This window comes from Planococcus notacanthi, from assembly GCF_030407825.1.
GTDB classification, from domain to species: Bacteria; Bacillota; Bacilli; order Bacillales_A; family Planococcaceae; genus Planococcus; species Planococcus notacanthi.
The window spans coordinates 738,442-760,856 of record NZ_JASDCQ010000001.1 but is presented as its reverse complement, the minus strand read 5'-3'; the positions used below and the strand labels follow the sequence as shown (position 1 = coordinate 760,856).

General features: G+C 43.8%; 24 protein-coding genes and 1 other annotated feature. Of the genes, 12 read left to right on the top strand and 12 right to left on the bottom strand.

Translation table 11 applies throughout. From position 1 onward, the window contains the following. Window positions 1-206: 206 nt before the first annotated feature. The 3 genes from QMA01_RS03610 to QMA01_RS03600 all read right to left on the bottom strand — a co-directional run bounded on the left by QMA01_RS03610 (window position 207) and on the right by QMA01_RS03600 (window position 1,837). On the bottom strand, window positions 207-710 hold the full coding sequence (locus QMA01_RS03610) for a hypothetical protein (protein WP_191714319.1): 504 nt from the start codon (window positions 708-710) through the stop codon (window positions 207-209). A 313-nt stretch (window positions 711-1,023) separates the two neighbouring features. Continuing rightward, a complete protein-coding gene (locus tag QMA01_RS03605) occupies window positions 1,024-1,272 on the bottom strand; it encodes a hypothetical protein (RefSeq protein WP_191714318.1) in 249 nt (82 codons plus the stop codon). 49 nt (window positions 1,273-1,321) lie between these two features. After that, complete coding sequence (locus QMA01_RS03600) at window positions 1,322-1,837, bottom strand: cupin domain-containing protein (protein ID WP_191714513.1); 516 nt, start codon at window positions 1,835-1,837, stop codon at window positions 1,322-1,324. Window positions 1,838-2,157: 320 nt separating this feature from the next. Between QMA01_RS03600 and QMA01_RS03595 the strand changes: the two genes are divergently transcribed. After that, a complete protein-coding gene (locus QMA01_RS03595) occupies window positions 2,158-2,958 on the top strand; it encodes a TIGR00266 family protein (protein ID WP_191714317.1) in 801 nt (266 codons plus the stop codon). Window positions 2,959-3,057: 99 nt separating this feature from the next. Here QMA01_RS03595 and QMA01_RS03590 read toward each other — a convergent pair whose 3' ends face one another. Next, window positions 3,058-4,959, bottom strand: a complete 1,902-nt coding sequence (locus tag QMA01_RS03590; protein ID WP_290185980.1) for a heavy metal translocating P-type ATPase — start codon at window positions 4,957-4,959, stop codon at window positions 3,058-3,060. Between the two features lie 381 nt (window positions 4,960-5,340). Here QMA01_RS03590 and QMA01_RS03585 point away from each other — a divergent pair, with 381 nt between their 5' ends. The 4 genes from QMA01_RS03585 to QMA01_RS03570 all read left to right on the top strand — a co-directional run bounded on the left by QMA01_RS03585 (window position 5,341) and on the right by QMA01_RS03570 (window position 6,872). Continuing rightward, window positions 5,341-5,550 (top strand): heavy-metal-associated domain-containing protein, encoded by a 210-nt coding sequence (locus QMA01_RS03585; RefSeq protein ID WP_191714315.1) that lies wholly within the window; start codon window positions 5,341-5,343, stop codon window positions 5,548-5,550. A gap of 234 nt (window positions 5,551-5,784) precedes the next feature. Further along, entirely contained in the window at window positions 5,785-6,267 is a 483-nt protein-coding gene (locus QMA01_RS03580; RefSeq protein ID WP_290185983.1) for a flavodoxin, read from the top strand. 54 nt (window positions 6,268-6,321) lie between these two features. Further along, the gene (locus QMA01_RS03575) at window positions 6,322-6,510 is read left to right on the top strand and encodes a hypothetical protein (RefSeq protein WP_290214303.1); all 189 of its coding nucleotides are present in this window, start codon (window positions 6,322-6,324) and stop codon (window positions 6,508-6,510) included. Next, window positions 6,507-6,872, top strand: coding sequence for a hypothetical protein (locus QMA01_RS03570; RefSeq protein WP_191714312.1), 366 nt, complete (start codon window positions 6,507-6,509; stop codon window positions 6,870-6,872). Before QMA01_RS03575 ends, QMA01_RS03570 begins: the two co-directional genes overlap by 4 nt. Before the next feature lie 86 nt (window positions 6,873-6,958). On the opposite strand, the gene QMA01_RS03565 is transcribed toward QMA01_RS03570, so the two are convergent. After that, the gene (locus tag QMA01_RS03565) at window positions 6,959-7,435 is read right to left on the bottom strand and encodes an immunoglobulin-like domain-containing protein (protein ID WP_191714311.1); all 477 of its coding nucleotides are present in this window, start codon (window positions 7,433-7,435) and stop codon (window positions 6,959-6,961) included. Window positions 7,436-7,601: 166 nt separating this feature from the next. Between QMA01_RS03565 and QMA01_RS03560 the strand changes: the two genes are divergently transcribed. The 3 genes from QMA01_RS03560 (at window position 7,602) to QMA01_RS03550 (ending at window position 10,499) form a co-directional block, all read left to right on the top strand. Further along, a complete protein-coding gene (locus QMA01_RS03560) occupies window positions 7,602-8,180 on the top strand; it encodes a TetR/AcrR family transcriptional regulator (RefSeq protein WP_191714310.1) in 579 nt (192 codons plus the stop codon). Window positions 8,181-8,302: 122 nt separating this feature from the next. After that, on the top strand, window positions 8,303-9,502 hold the full coding sequence (locus QMA01_RS03555) for an MFS transporter (RefSeq protein WP_290214302.1): 1,200 nt from the start codon (window positions 8,303-8,305) through the stop codon (window positions 9,500-9,502). 466 nt (window positions 9,503-9,968) lie between these two features. Beyond that, window positions 9,969-10,499: a GNAT family N-acetyltransferase gene (locus tag QMA01_RS03550; protein WP_290214301.1), complete on the top strand. Its 531-nt coding sequence runs from the start codon at window positions 9,969-9,971 to the stop codon at window positions 10,497-10,499. A gap of 33 nt (window positions 10,500-10,532) precedes the next feature. Here the strand turns inward: QMA01_RS03550 and QMA01_RS03545 are convergent, their stop codons facing one another. From QMA01_RS03545 to QMA01_RS03535, 3 genes are read right to left on the bottom strand one after another with little or no spacing between them, the layout of a single operon-like run. Beyond that, window positions 10,533-10,991, bottom strand: coding sequence for a GNAT family N-acetyltransferase (locus tag QMA01_RS03545; RefSeq protein ID WP_290214300.1), 459 nt, complete (start codon window positions 10,989-10,991; stop codon window positions 10,533-10,535). Between the two features lie 29 nt (window positions 10,992-11,020). Next, complete coding sequence (locus QMA01_RS03540) at window positions 11,021-11,491, bottom strand: FixH family protein (protein WP_290214299.1); 471 nt, start codon at window positions 11,489-11,491, stop codon at window positions 11,021-11,023. Window positions 11,492-11,513: 22 nt separating this feature from the next. Continuing rightward, on the bottom strand, window positions 11,514-12,893 hold the full coding sequence (locus QMA01_RS03535) for a PepSY-associated TM helix domain-containing protein (RefSeq protein WP_290214298.1): 1,380 nt from the start codon (window positions 12,891-12,893) through the stop codon (window positions 11,514-11,516). 575 nt (window positions 12,894-13,468) lie between these two features. Between QMA01_RS03535 and QMA01_RS03530 the strand changes: the two genes are divergently transcribed. Genes QMA01_RS03530 through QMA01_RS03515 form a run of 4 tightly spaced genes read left to right on the top strand, consistent with a single transcriptional unit; the run spans window position 13,469 to window position 17,403 of the window. Continuing rightward, window positions 13,469-14,521: an iron-siderophore ABC transporter substrate-binding protein gene (locus QMA01_RS03530; protein ID WP_290214297.1), complete on the top strand. Its 1,053-nt coding sequence runs from the start codon at window positions 13,469-13,471 to the stop codon at window positions 14,519-14,521. Beyond that, window positions 14,514-15,554: a FecCD family ABC transporter permease gene (locus QMA01_RS03525; RefSeq protein WP_290214296.1), complete on the top strand. Its 1,041-nt coding sequence runs from the start codon at window positions 14,514-14,516 to the stop codon at window positions 15,552-15,554. The genes QMA01_RS03530 and QMA01_RS03525 overlap by 8 nt, the downstream gene beginning before the upstream one ends. Next, window positions 15,551-16,582 carry a FecCD family ABC transporter permease gene (locus QMA01_RS03520; protein WP_290214295.1) on the top strand — a complete coding sequence of 344 codons (1,032 nt, stop codon included), beginning with the start codon at window positions 15,551-15,553 and terminating at the stop codon, window positions 16,580-16,582. The genes QMA01_RS03525 and QMA01_RS03520 overlap by 4 nt, the downstream gene beginning before the upstream one ends. After that, window positions 16,582-17,403, top strand: coding sequence for an ABC transporter ATP-binding protein (locus QMA01_RS03515; protein WP_290214647.1), 822 nt, complete (start codon window positions 16,582-16,584; stop codon window positions 17,401-17,403). Before QMA01_RS03520 ends, QMA01_RS03515 begins: the two co-directional genes overlap by 1 nt. A gap of 85 nt (window positions 17,404-17,488) precedes the next feature. On the opposite strand, the gene QMA01_RS03510 is transcribed toward QMA01_RS03515, so the two are convergent. The 4 genes from QMA01_RS03510 to QMA01_RS03495 form a co-directional block, all read right to left on the bottom strand. Then, window positions 17,489-18,736: an MFS transporter gene (locus tag QMA01_RS03510; RefSeq protein WP_290214294.1), complete on the bottom strand. Its 1,248-nt coding sequence runs from the start codon at window positions 18,734-18,736 to the stop codon at window positions 17,489-17,491. 198 nt (window positions 18,737-18,934) lie between these two features. Further along, window positions 18,935-20,626 carry an arginine--tRNA ligase gene (argS, locus tag QMA01_RS03505; RefSeq protein ID WP_290214293.1) on the bottom strand — a complete coding sequence of 564 codons (1,692 nt, stop codon included), beginning with the start codon at window positions 20,624-20,626 and terminating at the stop codon, window positions 18,935-18,937. A 56-nt stretch (window positions 20,627-20,682) separates the two neighbouring features. Further along, window positions 20,683-20,896: a binding site (T-box leader), on the bottom strand. A gap of 494 nt (window positions 20,897-21,390) precedes the next feature. Beyond that, complete coding sequence (locus QMA01_RS03500) at window positions 21,391-21,573, bottom strand: hypothetical protein (RefSeq protein WP_290214292.1); 183 nt, start codon at window positions 21,571-21,573, stop codon at window positions 21,391-21,393. A gap of 263 nt (window positions 21,574-21,836) precedes the next feature. After that, window positions 21,837-22,319: a hypothetical protein gene (locus tag QMA01_RS03495; RefSeq protein WP_290214291.1), complete on the bottom strand. Its 483-nt coding sequence runs from the start codon at window positions 22,317-22,319 to the stop codon at window positions 21,837-21,839. Between the last annotated feature and the right edge of the window lie 96 nt (window positions 22,320-22,415).

Genomic DNA, 22,415 nt, shown 5'->3' with positions numbered 1-22,415 from the left:
TACCCTTTCTCTAATGAAGAACCATTTGAATAACACATTCATAATCATTTGGTTTTGGTTTACAAAAACGCAGTGTCACCCTGAAAGAGATGCACAATCAAACTTTTGATTGTGCATCTCTATTTATAAATTAGCTTTTTCTGTATTTCTCTTTCTTATTTAGAAATCAAAATTCTGGTTTCCAATTAAAGCAGCAACTCAATAAATTATTTCTTTTTTCTTTTTTTTATCAAAAGAAGTGTTAATACAATCACAACTATTACTGCCAAAAGAGCAACAAAGATCCCATATTCCGACCCATTTTCGTCAACCTCGACATTCTGTAAAGTGATTGTTTCTTTATCAGCAAAAAATTCCTCTGCTATATAGGTATGATCTGTTGTCGGAGAACAAAGTGGATGTATCCAGTTCTCTCCTTCTTTATTAAGATAATACAAGTAACCTTTATTCAGTTTACTTGACCCCCAAGTGATATCTTCTTTTACTGTAATAAAGTTTTCGTCTACACCTTTAAAGCTTGTATCAACAGCTATTGTTAAAATTTTTTCATTGTGGTTCTCTTTGATGTTTACTACTATTCCTATTATCACTGCATCGTATTCATCGAAAGCAATATCTGGCGGAGAAGGCTCCACACACGATAAAGTAAAACCGGGTTTAGGCATTAAGATTAGAGAGATAATAAATAGAATAAAGATTAATTTCTTCAAAGAATCCCTCCTTTTTTCAGTACCTAGACAGTCAACTATAAACAACAGATTTAATGGGAGAAAGACTTAGTCTCGACTTCAATTGCATAACTGACTATCTCTATATCATTTAGTCGGCTATTAATCCCAAAAGTTACATATCAAATTTATTTCAGGACCTTATTACTTCAGCCAGTTTACAGTACACCGTGAATCCCTAATAGATAGCATCAAAAAAACACCGCTAAAAGCGGTGCTCAATAATATACATTCAAAAGACATTTCGTATTTAGCGACTCCAAACTAAACCAATTAATTACACACGTATTTTTTGCTATTGCGAGACTGTTTTTAAATTCTTAATCCCCATTACCAGCTGGAACACAAACGCGATCGAACAGAGAATGATCGCGGCATAGCCAAGCCCGCCGATCGGTGTCATTTGGAAAGTCTGGATGACCAGAAGTGCCATCATGACCGCGATGCCGAAGTTCACAATATACGGCCGGTCATAGAATTTCTTGGAGGCGATGCCCACAAAAATCGCCACTGCAATAATTAAAATCAATAAACTACTCCCCATTGTTCTCCCTCACCCTTTTGCTTTGTCTTCCACAAGTCTAGCATTTATCCTACCGACCTGATAGAGTGTCTGGCAATTTTTTATATGCCAATTTCCGGATGATGGGTTCCTGGTCCGGAAACTGTTCAAGCAGCTCCGCCTGCAGCAACAATTCAAAGTCCGCAAAGTCAAATCCAGGCGAAACCATGCATCCTACCAGTGAAAAAGCCTCATCCGCCTCCACAGTCGAACCGAAAATACTGCCCTTCTCGACTAAAACCTGCGGCCGTTCCCCCGCTGCTATATCCAAGCCTAATTTTTCTGCCCGGTAATTCCCTTGAACATCGAGAATATGCACCGTAGTGGTCTGCCCCGCGTGGAAATACCACAGTTCATCAGACTTCAGCCGGTGGAAATGGGAAACATCCTGCGACCTTAGCAGAAAGTAAATGCTGGTATACAAATTCCGTTCGGCGGGATGCGTATCCAGGCTGATTTTTTCAGGCGAGACGAAAGACTGTTTGAAATATCCGCCCTCCGGGTGCGCAGCCATATCCAAATGGGTGATCCAATCCTCTGCATTCATCATATCCAGCTCCATTCCTTATTATTTTTTCCTGCCACAAATTAATGAAACTTTCCAGCTCTTTAGACGTATTCATTATATAACATATCCATATAAGTTGAACGATAGAAACCAGCTTTCAAATTACCACTGTATACATAAAAGGTATGGAGCAAACCAGCGGAGACTCCCGCGGGATAGCGAAGTGCCGAAATCCACTCGGGCTAAACGCCCGAGTGGATTTCGGCGCAAGCCCGTAGGAAAGCGGAGCTAGTTTGAGGAATATCAGCAGGCGATGATTCTTAGTTCAACTTATATAATAAACCGAGGAGGAATAAAAAATGAATAATCATGAAATCGATTTTAAGCTTCATGGGGACGATATGCAGTTCGTAGAAGTGGAACTGGATCCATCCGAAACCGTCATTGCAGAAGCGGGTGCCTTGATGATGATGGAAGATGGCATCGCCATGGAAACCATTTTTGGGGACGGCTCCAAAAGTTCCGGCGGCAGCGGCTTGATGGGCAAACTGATGGGTGCAGGAAAACGCATCATCACCGGTGAGAGCCTGTTTATGACGGCCTTCACCAATAACGGGACCGGAAAACGCCATGTGTCTTTTGCGGCCCCTTATCCCGGCAAAATCATTCCGATGGACTTGAGCGTACTGAACGGCAAAATCATCTGCCAAAAAGATTCCTTCCTGGCAGCGGCAAAAGGCGTGTCCATCGGCGTTGAATTTCAGCGCAAACTCGGTGCCGGCTTTTTTGGCGGAGAAGGATTCATCATGCAGAAACTTGAAGGCGACGGCTTAGCGTTCGTCCATGCAGGCGGCACCATTTACCGAAAAAATCTCCAAAAAGGCGAAGTGCTGCGCGTCGATACCGGCTGCCTGGTCGCGATGACGGGCGACGTCGACTATAATATCGAAACCGTTCCCGGCATCAAAACTGCTTTGTTCGGCGGCGAAGGGTTGTTCTTCGCTACGCTTCGTGGACCGGGCAGTGTCTGGATCCAGTCAATGCCATTCAGCCGTCTGGCGAGCCGCGTATTCGCAGCCGCTCCCCAAAACCCTGCCGGCCGCTCGCAAGGTGAAGGCAGTGCTGCAGGCGGGTTGTTCGATTTGTTGGGCGGAAGATAATCATACTAATTCAAAGCCGACTGTCCAATTGGAAACAGTCGGCTTTTTCCTGTCTAAAATTCGATTTGCCATAGGCTTTCCTACCGGTGAATCTGTGTTTTAAATCCCGGCATTGGCCGGTTTCAAATATTTCCCAGTTTTTATTTTTTTGTAGTTAAAGCCCATCAGTCTCATGGCGTTCAAGATGACGATGAGAACGCTCGCTTCATGGATGAACATGCCGGAAGCCAAGTGGATGGATCCCGTCAGCACACCGGCCAACAGGACCGCCACAATGCCGACTGCAAAGAAAGTATTTTGTTTCATGTTGCGGATCGTTGCTTTTGACAATGAATAGGCATGCGAGAACTGCATCAGTTTGTCAGCCATCAACACGACATCCGCGGTTTCCATTGAAATATCGGTGCCGCCTTCTCCCATCGCCAGTCCGATATCCGCTGTAGCGATCGCCGGGGCATCGTTGACCCCATCTCCTGCCATTGCGACTACATAACCTTGTTTTTTTAATTGGTTTACGAAAGCCACTTTGTCTTCCGGAAGCAACTCGGCATGGAATTCATCCAGCCCTAAAGCTGTGGCGACCAGCTCGGCCGTATGCTGATTATCACCCGTCAGCATGACGATTTTCTTGACGCCGTTTTTTCTCATTTGAGCGAGCGCTGGCGCTGCGTCTTCGCGGATTTGGTCGGCGATCGAAAAGATGCCGGCCACTTTCCCGTCTACTGCTGCAAAGATGGCAGTATTTCCGGATTTTTCACGCCCTACCGCATAACTTTCTGTTTCCGCCGGGATGGAGATGTTTTTCGCTTTCATCAGTTTCCGGTTCCCAATCGCCAAAACCCGCTCTCCTACTTTAGCCACCAACCCGTTGCCTTTGATGACTTCTACGTTTTCCGGTTCTTGGCCAAGGTCCATATTCCGTGCTTTCGCTTCTTTGACAATTGTTTGGCCAAGATGGTGTTCAGACACCATTTCCGCCTGCGCCACCCATTGAAGCAATTCCTGTTCATTATAAGAATGAAAGACTTTGATCTCTGTCACTTCCGGTTTCCCTTTCGTCAATGTACCGGTTTTATCGAAGACCAGTGCATCAACTTTTGAAAACCGATCCATCACTTCCCCGCCTTTGACCAAAACACCGTTCTTCGCTCCGTTGCCGATGCCCGCTACACTGGAGACCGGTGCGCCGATGATCAATGCACCGGGACAGGCAATGACGAGAAACGTAATGGCGAGATGAAGATCTCTGGTCAGTATATAAACAACTATCGATAACAGCACTACTGCAGGTGTATAGATATTCGCAAATTTGTTCAGAAATTTTTCGGTTTTCGATTTTGATTCCTGCGCTTCTTCCACCAATTCGATGATTTTCGCGAATGTGGTGTCATCTCCCACTTTTTCGGCGATAATTTCGATGTAGCCAGTATCGATGACTGTACTGCTGAACACTTTGTCCCCTATTTTTTTGGATGCCGGGACTGATTCTCCTGTAATGGCCGCTTCATTCAATAACGCATGTCCAGTGAGGATTTTGCCGTCCACCGGCACTTTGCCGCCGGTCCGGATGATGACATGATCTCCTTTGGCCACTTCTTCTACCGGCACAGTTACATTGACGCCATTCCGGATGATATTCGCTTCCTGTGGTGCCATATCCACTAAACCTTTTAAAGAAGACCGCGTTTTTTCCAATGTACGGGCTTCCAGATAATCTCCGAACAGGAACAGGAATGTCACAACTGCGGATTCCACGTATTCCCCGATAAACAACGCCCCGATAACAGCGATTGTCACCAGCAGCTCGATGCTGAAGGCTTTCATCCTTAATGCCTGAAACGCTTTGATGGCAATTGGAATTCCCGCAATGACCGTCGCGAGGATCAATGTGAGCTGGCGCAACTCATGAAAACCTCCACTATTCAAAGCCAAGGCGAGCATCAGCAAGAAACCGGCTCCGAATGTCATCGTTTTTTTGTGCTTGTGAATAAATGCAAACATCGCTCTTCAACTCCTCTTTCATTAGTTTCGAAATTACAAACATATTCCTCGTGCGTGATGCTTTTCTTTATACTTCTATAATAAACCGGATTATTTTTTTAGTACTTGACCCCCGTCAAGCAATTGCAGTTTACGATTGAAAATTAATGCCTTTTTTGTTTTCTCATACATTTGGTGAGTGGATCTTCTATAGAAATGGGGTTTGGTAAATGAAATCACATTCAATAGAGAATAGACTGCAACGATTCGAACAAGGGCTTTTCCACCTATTATTCTCAACGGCTCTTTAACCCGTTTTTCATTTCACATCTTGATGCAGGTCAAGGAATGAACTGACTGGAGACATTATACTGAAATTAGAAAAACAAAGGAGTGATTGAAATGACCACAGTTAAATTCCAATTAGAACCGCTGACTTGCCCTTCCTGCATCAAAAAAATCGAAGGAAAAGTAGGGAAAATAAATGGCGTTGAGGAAGTGAAGGTGTTGTTCAATTCCAGTAAAGTAAAAGCCGTTTATGACGAAGACAAAGTAGCACCGGAAGACTTGAAGGCAGTCATTGAGAAACTAGGCTACCCAGTTGTCGCTTAACAGCTGGCATTCCGTTAAAGAGACGCATCCACCTATAGAGTTTTCTTCATCCTTCACTAAGAAACAGCAGAACAAAAGCCAAGAAACAGCAATCATTTTTCTTGGCTTTTTTATTTGGTTGATTTTTGAAAAAAACGCCAGACAAATCAATCGACTTGATGTGCATCAAGTTTTTTTATCGGGTTTTCCGGTAAGCTGAATGTAGAAAGAAAGTTAAGAACAGGAGTGTTCGCTATGATTCAAGTTCTTATCCTTTATGCTAGTTCTACCGGGAATACAGAAGAAATAGCCGATTTAATAGAAAAGTACCTGGACCCGACAGTCTGTGAAACGACCATGGAAAATATCGAAATGGGAGACATGGATCCCCAGCGCCTTCTTCAGTATGACGGCATTCTTTTCGGCACCTATACGTATGATGACGGGGACCTTCCCTTTGAAACGGATATCTTTTGCGATACTCTGCGGACTGTCGACCTTACCGGGAAAGTCGTTGGGGTTTTCGGTTCAGGAGATACGGCTTATGACGAATTCTGTGCAGCGGTTGACTTGATGAAAGCGGAATTTAAACAGCAGAACGCCCGGGTCATCCAGCATTCCGTCAAAGTGGACCTGTCACCCGATGAAGAAGATCTGCAATCCATCAAAAAACTGGCTGAGGAGTTTCAGGATCTGACAACAAATTCCGCCGCAACCAGAAAAGCCGGGAATTTTTGATTTATGGCACTATTTAAGGAAAGTCAATTTAGATAATATGAGGAGGAAGTAAAAATGAAAACTCAACACCCCGTAAATTGTGATTGCATCCAGGAAATAGATCGTATGATTGACGAAGGATTAAGCGGAGGCACAGTCGATCCAAAGTATACGGAAGCTCATCTGAAGCTGAAAGAAAAATACCAGCCCACCCCTTCAGTCCAGCTAGTTGAAATATCCGAACAAGGAGGAGACATAAAATGAATGCAGTTCAGTGGATTTCACCTTTCTCTACAGACTTCACCTTCAGCTCTCTAATGCAGGAACATCAAGCAATTTTGATTATCGGGCTTCTGATCCTCTTTGTCTCGGTGGTGTTAAGGGCAGGAAGATTCGTTATTGCTCAGGCTGTCCTGCTGGCCCTCTTCTTTGTCATCACAGAAACCTTATCCAATCCGCTTTACCTGGTACTGGTCATTCTGCAGGTACTGTTCGGAATCTGGATGATTTGGAAAGTCAAAGCTGCCGTCGACACTAGTTTTTATCGGCATTCTGAAAAAACACATCTACGGCCGCATGACATCACCAAAGGCGGCAATGCAGGAACAGGCCATCTTCTGTATTGATGACACGGTGTTCGGTCGCAGCACATCATAGAAAACGTCTATTCTATGCCTTTGCAGGCGCTGAATAGACGTTTTATTGCGAGGAACTATTCGACACGAAATGGTGACGCCAAGGAAATCTCGAAATAAGGTACATCTTGCGATAAGAACGTTTTAACGATCCGGTACTCACCAGGAGCCAGTTCAATCCCCAATCCTTCTATCGAAAATTCCATCTCCGTTTTAGTTCCCGCCTGCAGTACATGGCCAAAATCATTGAAGTCGGGATTGTTGATGAATACAGCGTCTGAATGGGTCAGGAGATGCCAGCCGTCCTGCTGTTTCAACTCGATATATACATAGTCACCATACCCAAAATCCTGTCCACTGTCGTTTTCGAGTTCCATTCCAATAACAATGGACGATTTTTGGTATCGCGCCTTTTCAAGATGCATGGATAATCCCGCCTCACTCGAATGCAGCAGTTGATCAGGAGACGGATCGGCCAATGTCTTCATCAACGGTTCTCTGCCACAGGCTGTCATCATTGCCAGAAGAAACACCAAGCACAGTATCTTTTTCATAAACTCACCTCTCCCTTCAGCATAGCTCTAGGGCAGTTTCTTCGCCTTGACCCCCATCAAGCTTCTCAAGGAAGATGGAATGGACATAAAAATGCCAAGAAAGAAGGTTTGACAAAAGAAAGAGCACATGAGATTATATCCTAACGACCGTTAGGAAGGTGAAAAAATGAAAGCTGACCATATTCTTCAAACTGCCGTCGGCCATTTTGCAAAAGAAGGCTTTGAAGGCGCTTCGCTCAGCAAAATTGCCGAGGAAGTTGGCATCAAGAAGCCATCGATTTATGCTCATTACAAAGGAAAAGACGATTTATTCCTTTCTGCACTTCAGTATTCGTTAAATACACAAAAAAGCCACTTGGCAGCCTATTTTAATTCCGTAAGAGATGAACCGTTGGAATCCATCCTTTATGGTTATTTCAATTGGTTCGCCAAAGAAAGCCAGGACAACGAACGAATGAACTTCATCTTGCGAGTTGCTTATTTCCCGCCACTCAGACTGGAAAAGGAAGTTGGCGAATTTTTCAACCCTTTCTTTGACAGCATGCACCGCCACTTAACCCGTCTATTGCGTGAGCGGGACCGACAAGAAAAAGTTTTACATTCAGAGGATTTTTCAAATGCGGCATTAGCCTATTTGACGGTAACAGAAGGAACGATGACTGAATTGGTCTATAGCGGCATGGACCGCTATGAAAGCCGCCTACAGGCTGTTTGGCCGATCTTTTGGCGCGGCTTGCGCAAGTAAATCACCAGATTCTCGTCATGCAGACTCTTGATTTGAATCTTTCATTCATTAAACTGAGTGGTTTCCTTCTAATCCAAACCATTACGACTCATCAGGCACGAATATACTAAGGAGATCACCACATGAAAACAAATAAATTAGTTTTATCCACTTTATTGCTTAATCTATTTATCGCTTTTTTAGGAATTGGCCTGGTCATCCCGGTTACACCGACCATTATGAATGAATTGGACATTTCAGGAACCGTCGTCGGTTACATGGTTTCTGCTTTTGCTTTAGCCCAGCTGATTGTTTCGCCGATCGCTGGGCGATGGGTCGATAATATCGGACGCAAGCCCATGATTATTATCGGATTGCTCATCTTCAGCATTTCGGAATTTCTGTTCGGCATCGGTGAAACAGTTGAAGTCCTGTTTCTTTCCCGGATTCTCGGAGGCGTCAGTGCCGCATTCATCATGCCGGCTGTGACCGCCTTCATTGCAGACATCACGACCAGCAGTACGCGACCGAAAGCTTTAGGCTATATGTCTGCGGCCATTTCCACCGGCTTCATCATCGGCCCGGGGATCGGCGGCTTCCTGGCTGATATCAGTACACGGCTTCCTTTCTTCTTTGCAGCTGGCTTCGGTTTATTTGCGACCATTCTATCGTTGATTACATTAAAAGAGCCGGAACGGATATACGAAGTGAAGGAAAAACATCAGGCGATTCCGAAATCAGGATTTAAAAAGATCTTTTCACCCATGTACTTCATTGCGTTCATGGTCATCCTCATTTCGTCATTTGGTCTGGCCGCATTCGAATCGCTGTTTGCGCTGTTTGTCGACCATAAGTTCGGCTTTACCGCGATGGACATCGCCATCATCATTTCACTCGGCGCTATAGTCGGCGTAATTTTCCAGGTTGGCTTGTTCAATCGGCTGACTCAATGGCTCGGCGAAATCCGGTTGATCCGCTACAGCCTATTGGTGTCGACCATCTTGGTGTTCATTATGACTTTCGTCAACAGCTATTGGTCAATCCTGCTGGTGACGATGGTGGTGTTTGTCGGTTTTGACCTGATGCGCCCTGCCGTCACTACATATCTGTCCCGGATTGCCGGAAACGAGCAAGGATTTGCTGGGGGAATGAACTCGATGTTTACGAGCATCGGCAATATTTTTGGTCCGATTATCGGCGGGATCCTGTTCGATATCGATTTGAACTACCCGTTCTATTTTGCGACCATCGTACTTGGAGTCGGCATCGCCTTAACGTATGTATGGAAAAGCCCTTCGTTGGGACAAGGAAAAGAAACCAGCAAACCTGTTGAAATTTCTTGATCTCGTGTGGTGCCGTGAATGGAAGAAAAGAATAAATAAAGAAACACAAAGCAGGCCTACTTGATCTATTCAAGTAAGCCTGTTTTTTTCACTTTCCATTTTTTGCAAGGACTCAAACTTCATTCATCCACAAAATAACGCCAAAAGAATAGCGCATTCATTTTGACGTTATTGCCAGCTCTATGGTCTGAAATACTTGTCCTTTATAGCTTGAATTCTAATGTCAGCTTCCTCATTACTTAAAGTTTATTGCCATTCTTGAGTTGCGTAAAGAAATCTCCCCTCGAATTTCCAAAGTGGGCTCGTTTTGCTTTTGATGACCTTCCGCTTTCATTCAATTGGCAGTAAGCAATTTTTAAAATCAAGCAATGCCTGCTGTATATCGTACAGAATCGTCTTTCGCTATGCTATGTTTGTTTAGACGAAAATCTTTCATACTACAATGACAGAAAAAAGGGGGATAATAATGCAGATCAGGCAAGCACAAGCAAAAGATGCAGCCGGCATCGCAAAAGTGCATGTAGACAGCTGGAGAACGACGTACAAGAACATACTGCCAGCTGAATTTCTGGAAAACTTATCCTATGAGCAGCGGACAACATTATGGGATTGCAATATTTCAGATCAAACAAATTATATCGTGGTAGCTGAGAATGCTGAAGGCACCATCATCGGCTTCGGTACTGCAGCAAAAAGAAGAACCAACACCGTTGAAGGGGCGGCTGATTTGACGTCTATCTATTTGCTGAAGGACTATCAATCGCAAGGAATCGGAAAATTACTGCTGGCGGAATTGTTTCTTCATTTCACGCAATCGGGTTACAAAAGCGTATTTGTGGAAGTACTCGAGGAGAATAAAACCCGGTATTTTTATGAATACTACGGGGCTAGGCTTACAAAGTCTGTAGAGATAAAAATATCCGGGACCGTTTTAAATGAATTGATCTATGAGTGGGACCATGTAGACGTCGTGCTTGAAAAACTGATTAAAAACTAAAGCCAAAAGATTTTGGTCTCCAACTTTATCGTTCTAGATGTTTTCTTTATTCTTTTCCCAGTAAATCATATCGTATGTTGCCTGAGTTCTCTTCATCCCCAACTTTTCGAGGACGCGGATTGATCCGATATTGTCCAAATCTGTTTCTGCGATTACTTTTATAACATCCTTTTTATGAAACGCCCAATCCAAAAGGCATTCGACAGCTTCTGTAGCATATCCTTTGCCCCACTCAGATTCGAGAAAACCATATCCTACTTCCACTTGCCGATTCGAATCCGGTTTCCCTTTAAATCCCGCATCACCAATGATCAACCCATTGGATTTCCGCAGCACCAGCCAACTTCCCCAACCATATAATGTCGGATCGTTCTCCAATTCTTTAACGTGATTGGCGATTTGGGGACCATTATCATAGTGTTGAGCTTCTAGAATTTGAGCTGACTGGCTGTCACTAGGAATCAGTAGCAATCGTTCAGTTTCGAGTTTCATTTTTTCTGCTCCTTTTCATCCACCAGGCATCAATGGTGTTTACTAGGCAGTTCCTGATCGGCAACTGTCCCATTCTTTAGTGCCTCCAGTTCCGACTCGGTCAGTTCGCCAACGATAAATTGCTGGCGAGGATTGACGATCGAACCTCTAAATCCGGCATGGACATCCAAATAATAAAGTCCATCTTCGTCAAGATAAAGCTCCATTTCATACAACCCATCTTTTATGGATGTTGCTTCTTCCATCGGCAAACGAAACGAACCATCTTGTTTTAAAATTTCAAAATGAACAAAGTCAGCACTTTCTATTTTTACATCGGCTCTTGATAAAACAGCTTGCACTATAAATGGTTCATCTGTAGAAATAACATCGGGAACAGTTATATCAACTTCAAGAGGATTCTCTTTCTTGTACAAATCGGCCGCATCACTGCGAAGTGAACAAGCGCTAAGGAACAGCATACCACCGATGATTAGGACACATACATATTTCTTTTTCATCTTTCTTTCCACCTTTCTCCTGTTAGGCGTTAAACCATCGCTTAAGAACTGGTATACGCTGGACAATTAACCGATCAAGTATCCAGACAACCAATATCGACAAACCGACAAGTGGAAATAACATACTTAATCCGATCATCAGCCAAAGAAACTTTTTCGTTTTAAACAGTGGAGGGGCAGTCGGACCGCCTATCCCTTTTTTCGGCTTGCGCTTCCACCATAAATAGACGCCACTGATTACAGTCATGACAATTCCCATGCAAATAATTAAACTGGCCAATTGGTTGATCAAGCCAAATTGAGACCCTTTATGCAATGTAATTCCCCACGCTACCACCTTACCGATTATTCCATAATTATCGTAACGGTAATCTGCCAAAACCGCACCTGAATATTGGTCAATATGGATAGTTGCTTCATCCTGGGCTTTAGGCGGGAACACAGAAAGCGTATAGACGCCTTCCGGTTCCTGAGGAATGATGATGGAATAGGTTGGGTAAATGCCTGTTTGCTCCGCAATTTCAACTACTTGATCCAGCGTTTGCGGTACCAGCCCCTGCAAACTCGATATCGGTACATCCAGGGTTTCTGCAGCCCAGGGAACTTCTGCAATATCCTGTGTTTCAACTCCTGAAACAGGTGCATCTCCAATCCATACCGAAGGCGGATAGCCTTCTCCTGTATTTGTCGTGATTGCTTGAAAATTTGCTCCCCAGAATCCTGACCACGGCAAACCTGTCAGGATTAAAAACAATAATCCACCAGAAATCCAAAAAGCAGGAACTGCATGCAAATCGCGTCTTAAAATCTTTCCACCTTTTTTCAATCGCGGAAACAAAATCCCTCCCATACCTTTTGGTTTCTTAGGAAACCATAAAAAGAAACCCGTCACCAGTAGTACAATGGCCCAGCAAGCAGCCAATTCGACAATCCGATCACCCAGCGTTCCAGCCATAAGTTCACCATGTATCTCTTCAATTTTATCCATGATCCGCTCTTCATTATTTAGTTCACCTATGGACTTTCCTGTATACGGATCTATAAAGACGGTCAGAGATTCCTCATTTGCACTGATGGTTACTTCACTCGATCGCTCACTGCCTTCACCAGGCCGATATTTCGTGACAACTGCTTCCGGATATAACCGTTTCACTTCTTCCAGCTGTTCAGAAACAGCGACTTTATCTTCCTGTGGATCAACTTGGTAATACTCCTGGTATATTACACCTTCGATTTCAGTTTTAAATAAGTAACCGGAACCAGTTACCGCCAAGAGCACAAGGAGCGGCGCAAAGAGAATACCCGCGTACAAATGCCACCTCCACATTGTTCTATAGACATCTCTGTCTACAGTCTTTTTGGGGAATTTATCGGAATCCCTTTTCTCTCTTTTGTCTTTCATTTGAACATCCTCTTTTCTTTTGTATACAGCCGCTTTACTGAATTAACGTTTGAAATTCCGATTTAGATCTGTTGAATTACATAAAAGCTTATAAACATCCTCTAACAGGACTGTCCGGATATGTCCGGTTTCAACAGAAACCAAAATAAGATTCATTAAGATGATCCATCATATCTGCATCGATAATGAACACAATTATTAATTCTCCTAACTTTCGCTAAAATACGCAAGGAAGTATCGGTAATACTCAAAAAAAAACACAATTTTTTCAACCTTGCCTTGTTTTTACATGACAGAAAACTGAATAAATCTAAAACAATTGTTGACATTGAATTAAAAGAACTATAGATTAAACTAAGTGAGAATGATAATTGTTATCATTTAAAAAAGAGAGATTCACCTACTTTTATTTGATTGGGCTTGCCTCTCCTTCACTCAACAGGCTTTGGCAAATTTTATTCGATTAATTTTTTCACCAGAAGCACGACTATAATACATAAATAACTTTTTGCCGGTCTAACAACCAGTGAAGATGAAGTACGACAAAATTTGAACGATGAAAAGGAAGGTTTTAAATGATGATTATCCGTAAAAAAACATTGCCAACTGTACTTCTTTCTGCGCTTGCAGCTATGCTCTTAGCAGGATGTTCCAGCGAAGAAACAACTTCTACGACTGAAGCGGAAACTGCTGGATCTACTGATACTAAAACTGAGTATCCAATTGTCATCGAGCATGCTTTCGGCGAAACTGAAATCACTGAAAAGCCGGAACGAGTTGCAACTGTTCAATGGGCCAACCACGATGTAGCTCTAGCGCTTGGAACGGTACCTGTAGGATTTTCTGCAGCGAACTACGGCGTTGAAGATAACAGCGGCCTTTTGCCATGGACTGCTGAAAAATTGTCAGAACTGGGAGAAAAAGAACCGAATATATTCCAAGATACAGATGGCCTTGATTTTGAAGCAATTTCTGATTCTGACCCGGATGTAATTCTGGCTGCTTATTCAGGAATAACACAGGAGGATTACGATATTCTCAGTGAAATTGCCCCGGTTGTGGCATATGAAGATGCACCATGGGCAACTACATGGCGCGATCAAATCACCTTGAATGCCACAGGTATGGGAATGGCCGAAGAAGGCGAACAATTGATTGAAGACACTGAACAACTGATTGAAGACAGTGCCAGCAAACATCCAGAGATGGAAGGCAAAAAAGTGGCTTGGGTTAATTTCTCAGCTAATGATATGTCTAAGCTGCATCTTTATACCCCGGCAGATCCGCGGGGAGCTTTTCTGATTGAGTTGGGCATGGAATATCCAGAAAGCATCACCGAGCAAATTACAGATCCGACAAGCTATTCTCTTTCATTGAGTACAGAAAATGCTGATGCCTTAAACGACGCTGACATCCTGATCGGCTACGGCGACGAAAGCCTGTACGAAGCCGTCAAAGCAGATCCTGTTCTAGGTGAAATTCCTGCAATTAAAAGAGGGTCTGTGGTATTCATCGGAGATAATACGCCTTTGGCTGCTTCGGGAAATCCAAACCCATTATCCATCGCTTATACAATGGATGAGTACCTTGAATTGATTGAAGGAGCTATCAGCAAGTCAGATGAATAGCACGACGATTTCAGGCATTAAAGAATCGCGTCTCCATATTCCGAAGCATTTTACAATTGTGCTGTTGATTTCTGTTATTCTGCTCATTTTATGTGTAGTTGCTTCTCTGGCTTTTGGATCACGCATTGTTGGGGTCAGCCATGTACTGGATGGTTTATTTCATGCAGATATAAATTCCTATGAAGCAAATGTCGTCCGTAAACGAATTTCCCGAACCCTCTTCAGCCTGCTGTGCGGTGCGGCGTTAGGAGTTTCTGGTGCGCTTATGCAAGCCGTGACACGCAACCCGATTGCAGATCCCAGCATACTTGGCGTCAATACAGGCGCTTCCCTATTTGTTGTTTGCGGAATCGCATTTTTCAATATCAGTACGGCAAATGAATATATCCCACTAGCGCTGGTTGGAGCAGCGCTTACGGCGCTCTTCGTATTTGGAATTGGCTCGATGGGTCGAAGCGGCGCTACACCGCTCAAACTTGTACTGGCAGGGGCTGCCACTAGTGCAGCCCTTTCTTCCTTGGTCATGGCAATTATGATTCCACAGTCTCATGTCATGGATCAATTCAGATTCTGGCAAGTGGGAAGTGTGGGCTCAGGAAACTGGAGCTCCATTTCCACGTTTCTGCCCTTTCTGCTCATTGGCATCATCATCGCCTTGATTTCATCTCCTGCTTTAAATGCTTTAGCTTTGGGAGATGAAGTTGCCAGCGGCCTCGGCGTCCGGACAGGTGTTTTAAGATTGACCGCCGCTTTAGGAGCTGTTTTGTTATGTGGAGCAGCCACTGCACTTGCTGGACCAATCGGTTTTATCGGACTGTTATCAACACATGTAATGCGGCTCCTTCTGGGACCAGATTTGCGATTCGTCATCCCCATGTCAGCCATTGCAGGCGCTGTTATTTTAACGGTATCTGATGTCAGTGGACGAATTATCGGCAGTCCCGGAGAACTTGAAGTGGGAGTTGTTACAGCCTTTATCGGTGCTCCGATTCTTATTCTATTGACGATGAAATCGAAGGTGCGGTCTCTATGAGAAACGACGCTATCGAGTTTATACAGACTGGAAGACGCCAGAGGCATCGCCGCTGGCTATTGGTCACTATTTCAATGACGGTGCTGGCTGTTGTGCTTTGCCTGGCGATGCTGCTGATGGGAAATACCGTCTACCCCTTGATGGATGTCATCCGTGTCTTATTGGGTGAAGATATTCAAGGCGCGACTTTTGCCATTACCACAATTCGCTTGCCGAGGATGCTGGCTGGACTATTTGCTGGATTCGCTTTTGGCATAGCCGGCAACACGTTTCAGACTATGCTCCGCAATCCTTTGGCCAATCCGAATGTCATCGGCATCACTGCCGGTTCAAGTGCCGCAGCCGTTTTTTGTATCGTCATCCTGCACACAAGCGGCGCTATCGTATCAATAGCTTCTGTTGTTGCCGGACTGGCGACCATACTATTGATCTACTTTTTATCTAAAGGAAAATCTTTTTCCATTGGAAGATTGATCCTGATCGGCATCGGCATACAGGCGATGCTCAATGCATTGATCTCCTACCTATTATTGATTGGCGCTGAGCAAGATCTCCCTGCAGCATTCAGATGGTTGAGCGGCAGCTTAAACGGCTCGCAAATGGACGAGCTCCCACCGTTGATTTTATCGGTTCTGGTATTCACTCCCATCATTATCCTGCTCGGAAAACATTTGAGCATATTGGAGCTGGGCGAACAAGCGGCCACGTCCCTCGGGGTAAGCACAGATAAAACCCGCGTCTTGCTGATCATCAGTTCTGTATGCATGATCGCCCTTGCCACGGCTACAACCGGCCCGATCGCCTTTGTTTCTTTTCTGGCAGGTCCGATTGCCAAAAGAATGGTCGGCGCAGGTTTTTCCAACGCTTTGCCTGCAGGACTGGTTGGAATCAACTTGGTTTTGCTGGCTGATCTGATCGGACAATTCGCCTTTGTTGCCAGATATCCTGTAGGGATCATTACCGGCATACTTGGGGCACCGTATTTGATCTACCTGCTGATCCGCATGAACCAAAGAGGAGAATTATGATGAAACCAACACATATTTTTCAAGCCGAAGACATCGTTGCGGGTTATGACAACAAAACCATTCTCCATGGAATCAGTTTGGTTATTCCAAGCAACAAAATAAGCGTCATTATCGGGGCCAATGCCTGCGGCAAATCCACGCTTCTTAAAACTTTGGCGAAGCTGATCAAGCCAACTTCAGGGAAGATCACGCTGGATGGAAAATCCATCAGCAAAATCCCACCAAAGCAGTTGGCGAGGGTATTAGGGCTTCTGCCTCAATCTCCAATTGTTCCAGAAGGCATTTCTGTCGCCGATTTGGTTGGACGTGGAAGATTTCCCCATCAATCCCTATTCAGCGGATGGACAAAAAAAGATTACGAAGCGGTTGCTGAAGCGATGCGCATTATGGACATTACAGAGCTTGCCAACAGCAATATCGACGAACTGTCAGGTGGTCAACGGCAGCGTGTCTGGATTGCGATGGCCTTGGCGCAACAAACGGATATTTTGTTTTTGGATGAACCGACTACTTTTCTGGATATCACCTACCAAGTTGAAATTCTGGATTTGCTGACTGATCTGAACCGTAAGCACGGAACGACAATTGTCATGGTTCTCCATGATATTAACTTGTCAGCTCGATATGCAGACTACATATTCGGTCTCCGAAAAGGAAAACTGATTGTTGAAGGGCCACCTTCTGAGGTAATAACGAGTCCATTGGTCAAAGATATTTTCGGCCTCGACTGCGTCGTAATTGAAGATCCGGTCTCAGGTTCTCCTTTTGCAGTGCCAAGAGGGCGCTATCATACGGATCACGGACTTACACCGGTTCTGTGAAATTGCAGACTAAATTAAAAAACCCCTCGCATAAGCCACAATCAGGTGGCTTATGTGAGGGGTTTCTCTATTTAGATTTTCTATTTTAACCTCTGGTGAGTTCTTCTTTAATTTCAACTTCTTCTATGTACCAGCCGGAATACCTCGGGTTCAGTACCGCTATTGCATACAGGAAAGCGGTCACCAACATAGTCACCGCAAGCGCACCAATCGTCAGCTTTAGTGAAACTAGATCGGCCAGTAAACCAATACCTAAAATGAAAAAGATTTGAAATACACTTTGGATCAATTGGAAGATGCTTGTCACTCTCCCCATGACAGACACCGGTACATTGTTTTGATAAAAAGTCGCAATTCCCGCATTCAAAAAGACATTAAAGAATCCAAGTATGATAAAGCCGACAGTAACCGATGCAAAAGACCAGGAAAATGCGTATATGACATAGCCGAAAGTCATCATCAACAAACCGATGACAATCATATAACGGATAGAAACTTTATTCGAAAAGATGGACAGCAACAGCGCCCCGCTCACTGAACCGATGCCCGTGATGCTGATCAGGAGGCTGTACTCCACTTCCGTCAGACCAATCACCTGCTGGGTAAAGACAACTTCCTGGGCATCCATGGCAAAAGAAAACAACATCACCGCAAGAAAACCCAGGTAAATCGCAGATACATATTTTCTTTCAGCCATAAAAGCATAGACGACTGTAAAATCTCTTGCGACTTGAGCAAACGTCAGAGCAGGAATTTCTGTTGGTTCGATTTTTTCGGTTTCAGGCAACAGAGCAAGTAATAATGAGGCCAGCAGATAGAACACGGCCGTCAGCCACAAAGTGACCGAAATATTGGTTGTGAGGATAAGCGTTCCACCAATAGCTGGACCAATGATGAATGCACTCGATGAGCTGAATGACCGAAGCGAGTTAAATCGTTTTCTCTTATGCGGAGACACCAGCATGGTGATATAAGTCATTAAAGCGGGACCGAAAAAGGACTTGGCAACGCTGAGAACAACGAGAATCGCATACACCGCCAGAAGATTCGACGCTAAAGGAATTAAAGCGATAAATAACGCCCGTGCAATCAAAGTCACCAACACGATATGTTTCTTGCTTCGGTAATCGATAAAGCTTCCTGTCCAGAATTTCGTCACGATATTGGTCAATGGACCGATCACCCACAGCCCGGCCACAGCGGCTGCCGAACCGGTCATTTGGTATACGATGATGTTAATCGCTACCAGGTAGATGAAATCTCCCAGACTGGCGATGCCCAAAGAACCAAGCAGGATGGAAGGCGTTTTCCATTCGTTCAAATGCTGTTTCACCCCAGATCCCCCTTAACTTAGAACCATCCATACTAACTGACAGATTATTATATCTTCTCCGATGTATTCAAAGTATAGCATTATTATATTCCATAATAAGTAATAATTAGTCAAAAATTTCAGTTTGAATATGTTAAAGATCTGTGAATCTGACTATTTTCTATCCTGGTTTAGGCTTGCATGGTATCCAAAATTTCTTTACATTCTTTCAGGCGCTTTGATTCCAAGTAACCTTAATCCTTCCTTTAATACGATCGCCACGGACTGAACCAGGGCTAGTCTTCCTTCCAGTTCGATATCTTCGCTCAATATTTTCACGTGCGCATAATAGGTATTGAATTCCTGAGCCAACGAAATCAGGTATTTGGCAATTTGAGACGGCTCTGCATAATCAAAACTTTTGGAAATCACTTCTGGGAACGCCAGCAATCTTTTTATAATCGGCCAACTGTAAGGATCATTCAGTCCTGCCGGATTGAGCAGTGTAAGATCGATTGCAGACTTCGATAAAATGGAACGGGCTCTCGCATGGGTATACTGGACGTAAGGACCTGTAGCGCCTTCAAACTTCAGCATGTCCGAAAGGGAGAATTCTATATTGCTTTGGCGGTCATTTTTTAAATCATGGAAAATGATCGCCCCTACGCCCACCATTTTGGCTACTTCTTCTTTATCCGGCAACGCTGGATTTTTTTCTGCAATGTTATTTTCCGCAAGAGCGATCGCTTCTTTGATGACTTGTTCCAACAAAACCACGCAGCCTTTACGAGTCGACATCTTTTTGCCGTCTTTCGAGATAAAGCCGAACGGCACATGGACCATGTCTTTTGGCCATTCATATCCCATCTTTTCCAGCACCAAAAACAACTGCTTAAAATGAAGCGTTTGTTCTTGCCCCACGACGTAAAATGATTGATCAAATTGAAATTTTCTTTTTCTGAACAAAGCTGCCGCCAAATCGCGGATGCCGTATAACGTGGCGCCATCCGATTTTCTGATCAATAGGGGCGGCAGGCTGTAATCACTCAAATCAACGACATCCGCCCCTTCCGATTGGATCAGCAAATGTTTTTCTACCAGAAGCTCCACCACTTCATCCATCTTGTCGTTATAAAAAGCTTCTCCGTCATAGGAATCAAACTCAACATCCAATAGTTGATAGATTTTGGCGAATTCCTGGAGCGACTCATCACGGAACCATTTCCATAAGTGCTGGGCTTCTTCATTTCCATCTTCAAGTTTCTTGAACCACAGTCTGGCTTCGTTCGCCAACTCCGCATTCTTTTCAGCTTCATCGTGGAATTTTACATAAAGCTTCAGCAATTCACTGATGGGGGCCTCTTTCAATTGCTGCTCATTCCCCCACAATTTATAAGCGGTGATCAATTTGCCGAATTGTGTTCCCCAGTCGCCAAGATGGTTGATCCGAATGGTTTTATAGCCACATTTCTCAGAGATGTTCGCCAAAGAATTGCCGATAACTGTTGAACGCAGATGCCCCATGGAAAATGGCTTCGCAATATTGGGAGAAGAAAAGTCCAGTGTTACCGTCTTGGTTTGCCCAATCTCTGAAGACCCGTAGCCAGCATCTTTATGCAAAATTTCTTTCATGACCACTAAGCTGACGTCCGGTTTATTATAAAAACAATTTACATATGGCCCTTCCGCTACTACCTTTTCAAAATATGGGTGGGAAATTGCCTGTGCCAGCTCCTTCGCAATATTTACAGGCGACTTCTTCGCTGCTTTTGCCAATGTGAAGCAAGGAAAAGCCAGATCTCCTTGTGTGTCGAATTTCGGCTGTTCAATTAAATTCACGATTTCATCAAGCTCCACAAGCCCATTCAGCTCCAAAGCAATTTCCTCAGCATACGTTTGTTTTAATTCCATTCCATAGTCCTCCTCTTTTAACTAAAAATAAAAAAGCCCGTCTCTGTATGCATTCATACAGAGACGGGCTTTCCCGCGGTACCACTCTCATTGTCCATAATTAAACAGACCAACTTAAACATGATAACGGGTTTCACCAACATGCCCTACTGGAAGGTTCAGGCAGTTTCTCGGAAGTGCGGTTCATTGCAGCAGACACCACCAGGCTTTCACTGTCCCCGGCTCGCTGACGTATCCGTATGCAACTACTCTCTTCGTCACAGAATTTTTGTATAGTTTTGGAATATCATAGCTTACAATGCTTGCAGAGTCAAAATATTTTGAAAACAAAAGGTTTTTTTGTTCCTGTTGCCAAAAAAAGGTATGATTAAACAAATCTATTGTTTATTAACTTGTCAGAAACGAGGAGATGCCCATGACGAATCGATTCGAATTGAGTTTGAAAAACAAAGAAGTAAGAATGTGGATATATCCCGCTTTAACGAGCAGTAAGACTCCCGCTTTTATAAGCGGGAGATCCACTGACCGTAAAAGTCCGATTGGATCAACTAACAATCAGCGGGGGATGTAGAACCCCCCACTGATTGAAGTTTCTCTTTATATCATGATCCCTACAGCGATTATCGGATTTTCCATTCTGATTTTTGCAGACTATGCTTACCAATATCTTTCCTCATTGGTTCTTTTAAGTGCCTGGATTATTTATTATGCTTGGCGTTTTCAGTACAGAAAGAAAAAAACAGACTCAACTCACTGAGTCTGTTTTAGAACGGCTGGCTTTGAAAAAGCGACAAAGTGATGACGAATGCTGATGCAGTTCCTGCAGACAGCAAAGTTAACATCTTCGGCCACTGGATCTCTTTCGTCGGTTTTACCGCTTCTTTGGAAACCGCGATCCAGATGATTATGGACAACAAAGCAATGATTCCAAGTACTTCATTGGACATCTATAACACCTCCAGTATTTATTGGTTAAGTTTAACATAGTTGTTAGTCTTTTCAGTTTTTACATCGGCTTTTTTCTAATACTTTTAGGACGACTAAACCTAAAAGTCCGGCTATGGCAATTCCATACATGATCGTTTTATGGGTTTCCCCCCACGTACTCCATGCCGCTAGCAGAATTAAAACCAGCAATACAACGTAATACCCGTAAGTTAACATGCCTTTTATGTCCTTTCTTATGCGAACGGCAATATATATCTTCTCTTTATTTCTCAGGTGCTTGTCTAATTAAACTCCAAACCGATCCTATCAGAAAACACCCCACCACCAGCAGGCCAAAAGTCAGTGGGTTAAAGAAAATATGATTGGAAAAAATAGTGAATAAGGAAAAGTCTTTGGGGTTGTCAAAAGCATCTTTTGTCTCAACGATATAGATCCGAAAGTCTTTTGCTTTTTTCAATGTATAAGCAGAGGATACAGCCACATAAATGAAACTGATTGCAATTCCAGTCCAAATGCCTTTAGGACTGTACCACCTGCTGGTTGCTCTCATCGATAATTCAATCGTTCCATATAAGAAATACAAAATGAACGGCATGAGGAAAAATGGAATAACCAGAGTCGGGTTGCCATTTCCTCCTCCGAAATCATCATTTTTTACCGGTTCACCCAAACTATTCATGCCATAGAAACCAGCAAGCGTAAGGAATGCAGAAAGCCAATACAACAACATAAGCAATTTGTACATATTGTCCCTCCCTCACGAATGCACCATTTCAAGCTAGTTGGTTATATTCTCCATTTCATTGAAAACTCCTTCTTTTCCCTTATGCTTTAGCCATAT

Bases quoted from the DNA above. Each gene is read 5' to 3' on its own strand.
- QMA01_RS03585 (WP_191714315.1), top strand. From the start codon at position 5,341: ATGACCACAGTTAAATTCCAATTAGAACCGCTGACTTGCCCTTCCTGC.
- QMA01_RS03535 (WP_290214298.1), bottom strand. From the start codon at position 12,893: ATGAAAGACAAAAGAGAGAAAAGGGATTCCGATAAATTCCCCAAAAAG.
- QMA01_RS03565 (WP_191714311.1), bottom strand. From the start codon at position 7,435: ATGAAAAAGATACTGTGCTTGGTGTTTCTTCTGGCAATGATGACAGCC.
- QMA01_RS03520 (WP_290214295.1), top strand. From the start codon at position 15,551: ATGAGAAACGACGCTATCGAGTTTATACAGACTGGAAGACGCCAGAGG.
- QMA01_RS03580 (WP_290185983.1), top strand. From the start codon at position 5,785: ATGATTCAAGTTCTTATCCTTTATGCTAGTTCTACCGGGAATACAGAA.
- QMA01_RS03605 (WP_191714318.1), bottom strand. From the start codon at position 1,272: ATGGGGAGTAGTTTATTGATTTTAATTATTGCAGTGGCGATTTTTGTG.
- QMA01_RS03540 (WP_290214299.1), bottom strand. From the start codon at position 11,491: ATGAAAAAGAAATATGTATGTGTCCTAATCATCGGTGGTATGCTGTTC.
- QMA01_RS03600 (WP_191714513.1), bottom strand. From the start codon at position 1,837: ATGAATGCAGAGGATTGGATCACCCATTTGGATATGGCTGCGCACCCG.
- QMA01_RS03550 (WP_290214301.1), top strand. From the start codon at position 9,969: ATGCAGATCAGGCAAGCACAAGCAAAAGATGCAGCCGGCATCGCAAAA.
- QMA01_RS03525 (WP_290214296.1), top strand. From the start codon at position 14,514: ATGAATAGCACGACGATTTCAGGCATTAAAGAATCGCGTCTCCATATT.
- QMA01_RS03495 (WP_290214291.1), bottom strand. From the start codon at position 22,319: ATGTACAAATTGCTTATGTTGTTGTATTGGCTTTCTGCATTCCTTACG.
- QMA01_RS03590 (WP_290185980.1), bottom strand. From the start codon at position 4,959: ATGTTTGCATTTATTCACAAGCACAAAAAAACGATGACATTCGGAGCC.
- QMA01_RS03575 (WP_290214303.1), top strand. From the start codon at position 6,322: ATGAAAACTCAACACCCCGTAAATTGTGATTGCATCCAGGAAATAGAT.
- QMA01_RS03545 (WP_290214300.1), bottom strand. From the start codon at position 10,991: ATGAAACTCGAAACTGAACGATTGCTACTGATTCCTAGTGACAGCCAG.
- QMA01_RS03530 (WP_290214297.1), top strand. From the start codon at position 13,469: ATGATGATTATCCGTAAAAAAACATTGCCAACTGTACTTCTTTCTGCG.
- QMA01_RS03595 (WP_191714317.1), top strand. From the start codon at position 2,158: ATGAATAATCATGAAATCGATTTTAAGCTTCATGGGGACGATATGCAG.
- QMA01_RS03515 (WP_290214647.1), top strand. From the start codon at position 16,582: ATGAAACCAACACATATTTTTCAAGCCGAAGACATCGTTGCGGGTTAT.
- QMA01_RS03570 (WP_191714312.1), top strand. From the start codon at position 6,507: ATGAATGCAGTTCAGTGGATTTCACCTTTCTCTACAGACTTCACCTTC.
- argS (WP_290214293.1), bottom strand. From the start codon at position 20,626: ATGGAATTAAAACAAACGTATGCTGAGGAAATTGCTTTGGAGCTGAAT.
- QMA01_RS03560 (WP_191714310.1), top strand. From the start codon at position 7,602: ATGAAAGCTGACCATATTCTTCAAACTGCCGTCGGCCATTTTGCAAAA.
- QMA01_RS03500 (WP_290214292.1), bottom strand. From the start codon at position 21,573: ATGTCCAATGAAGTACTTGGAATCATTGCTTTGTTGTCCATAATCATC.
- QMA01_RS03555 (WP_290214302.1), top strand. From the start codon at position 8,303: ATGAAAACAAATAAATTAGTTTTATCCACTTTATTGCTTAATCTATTT.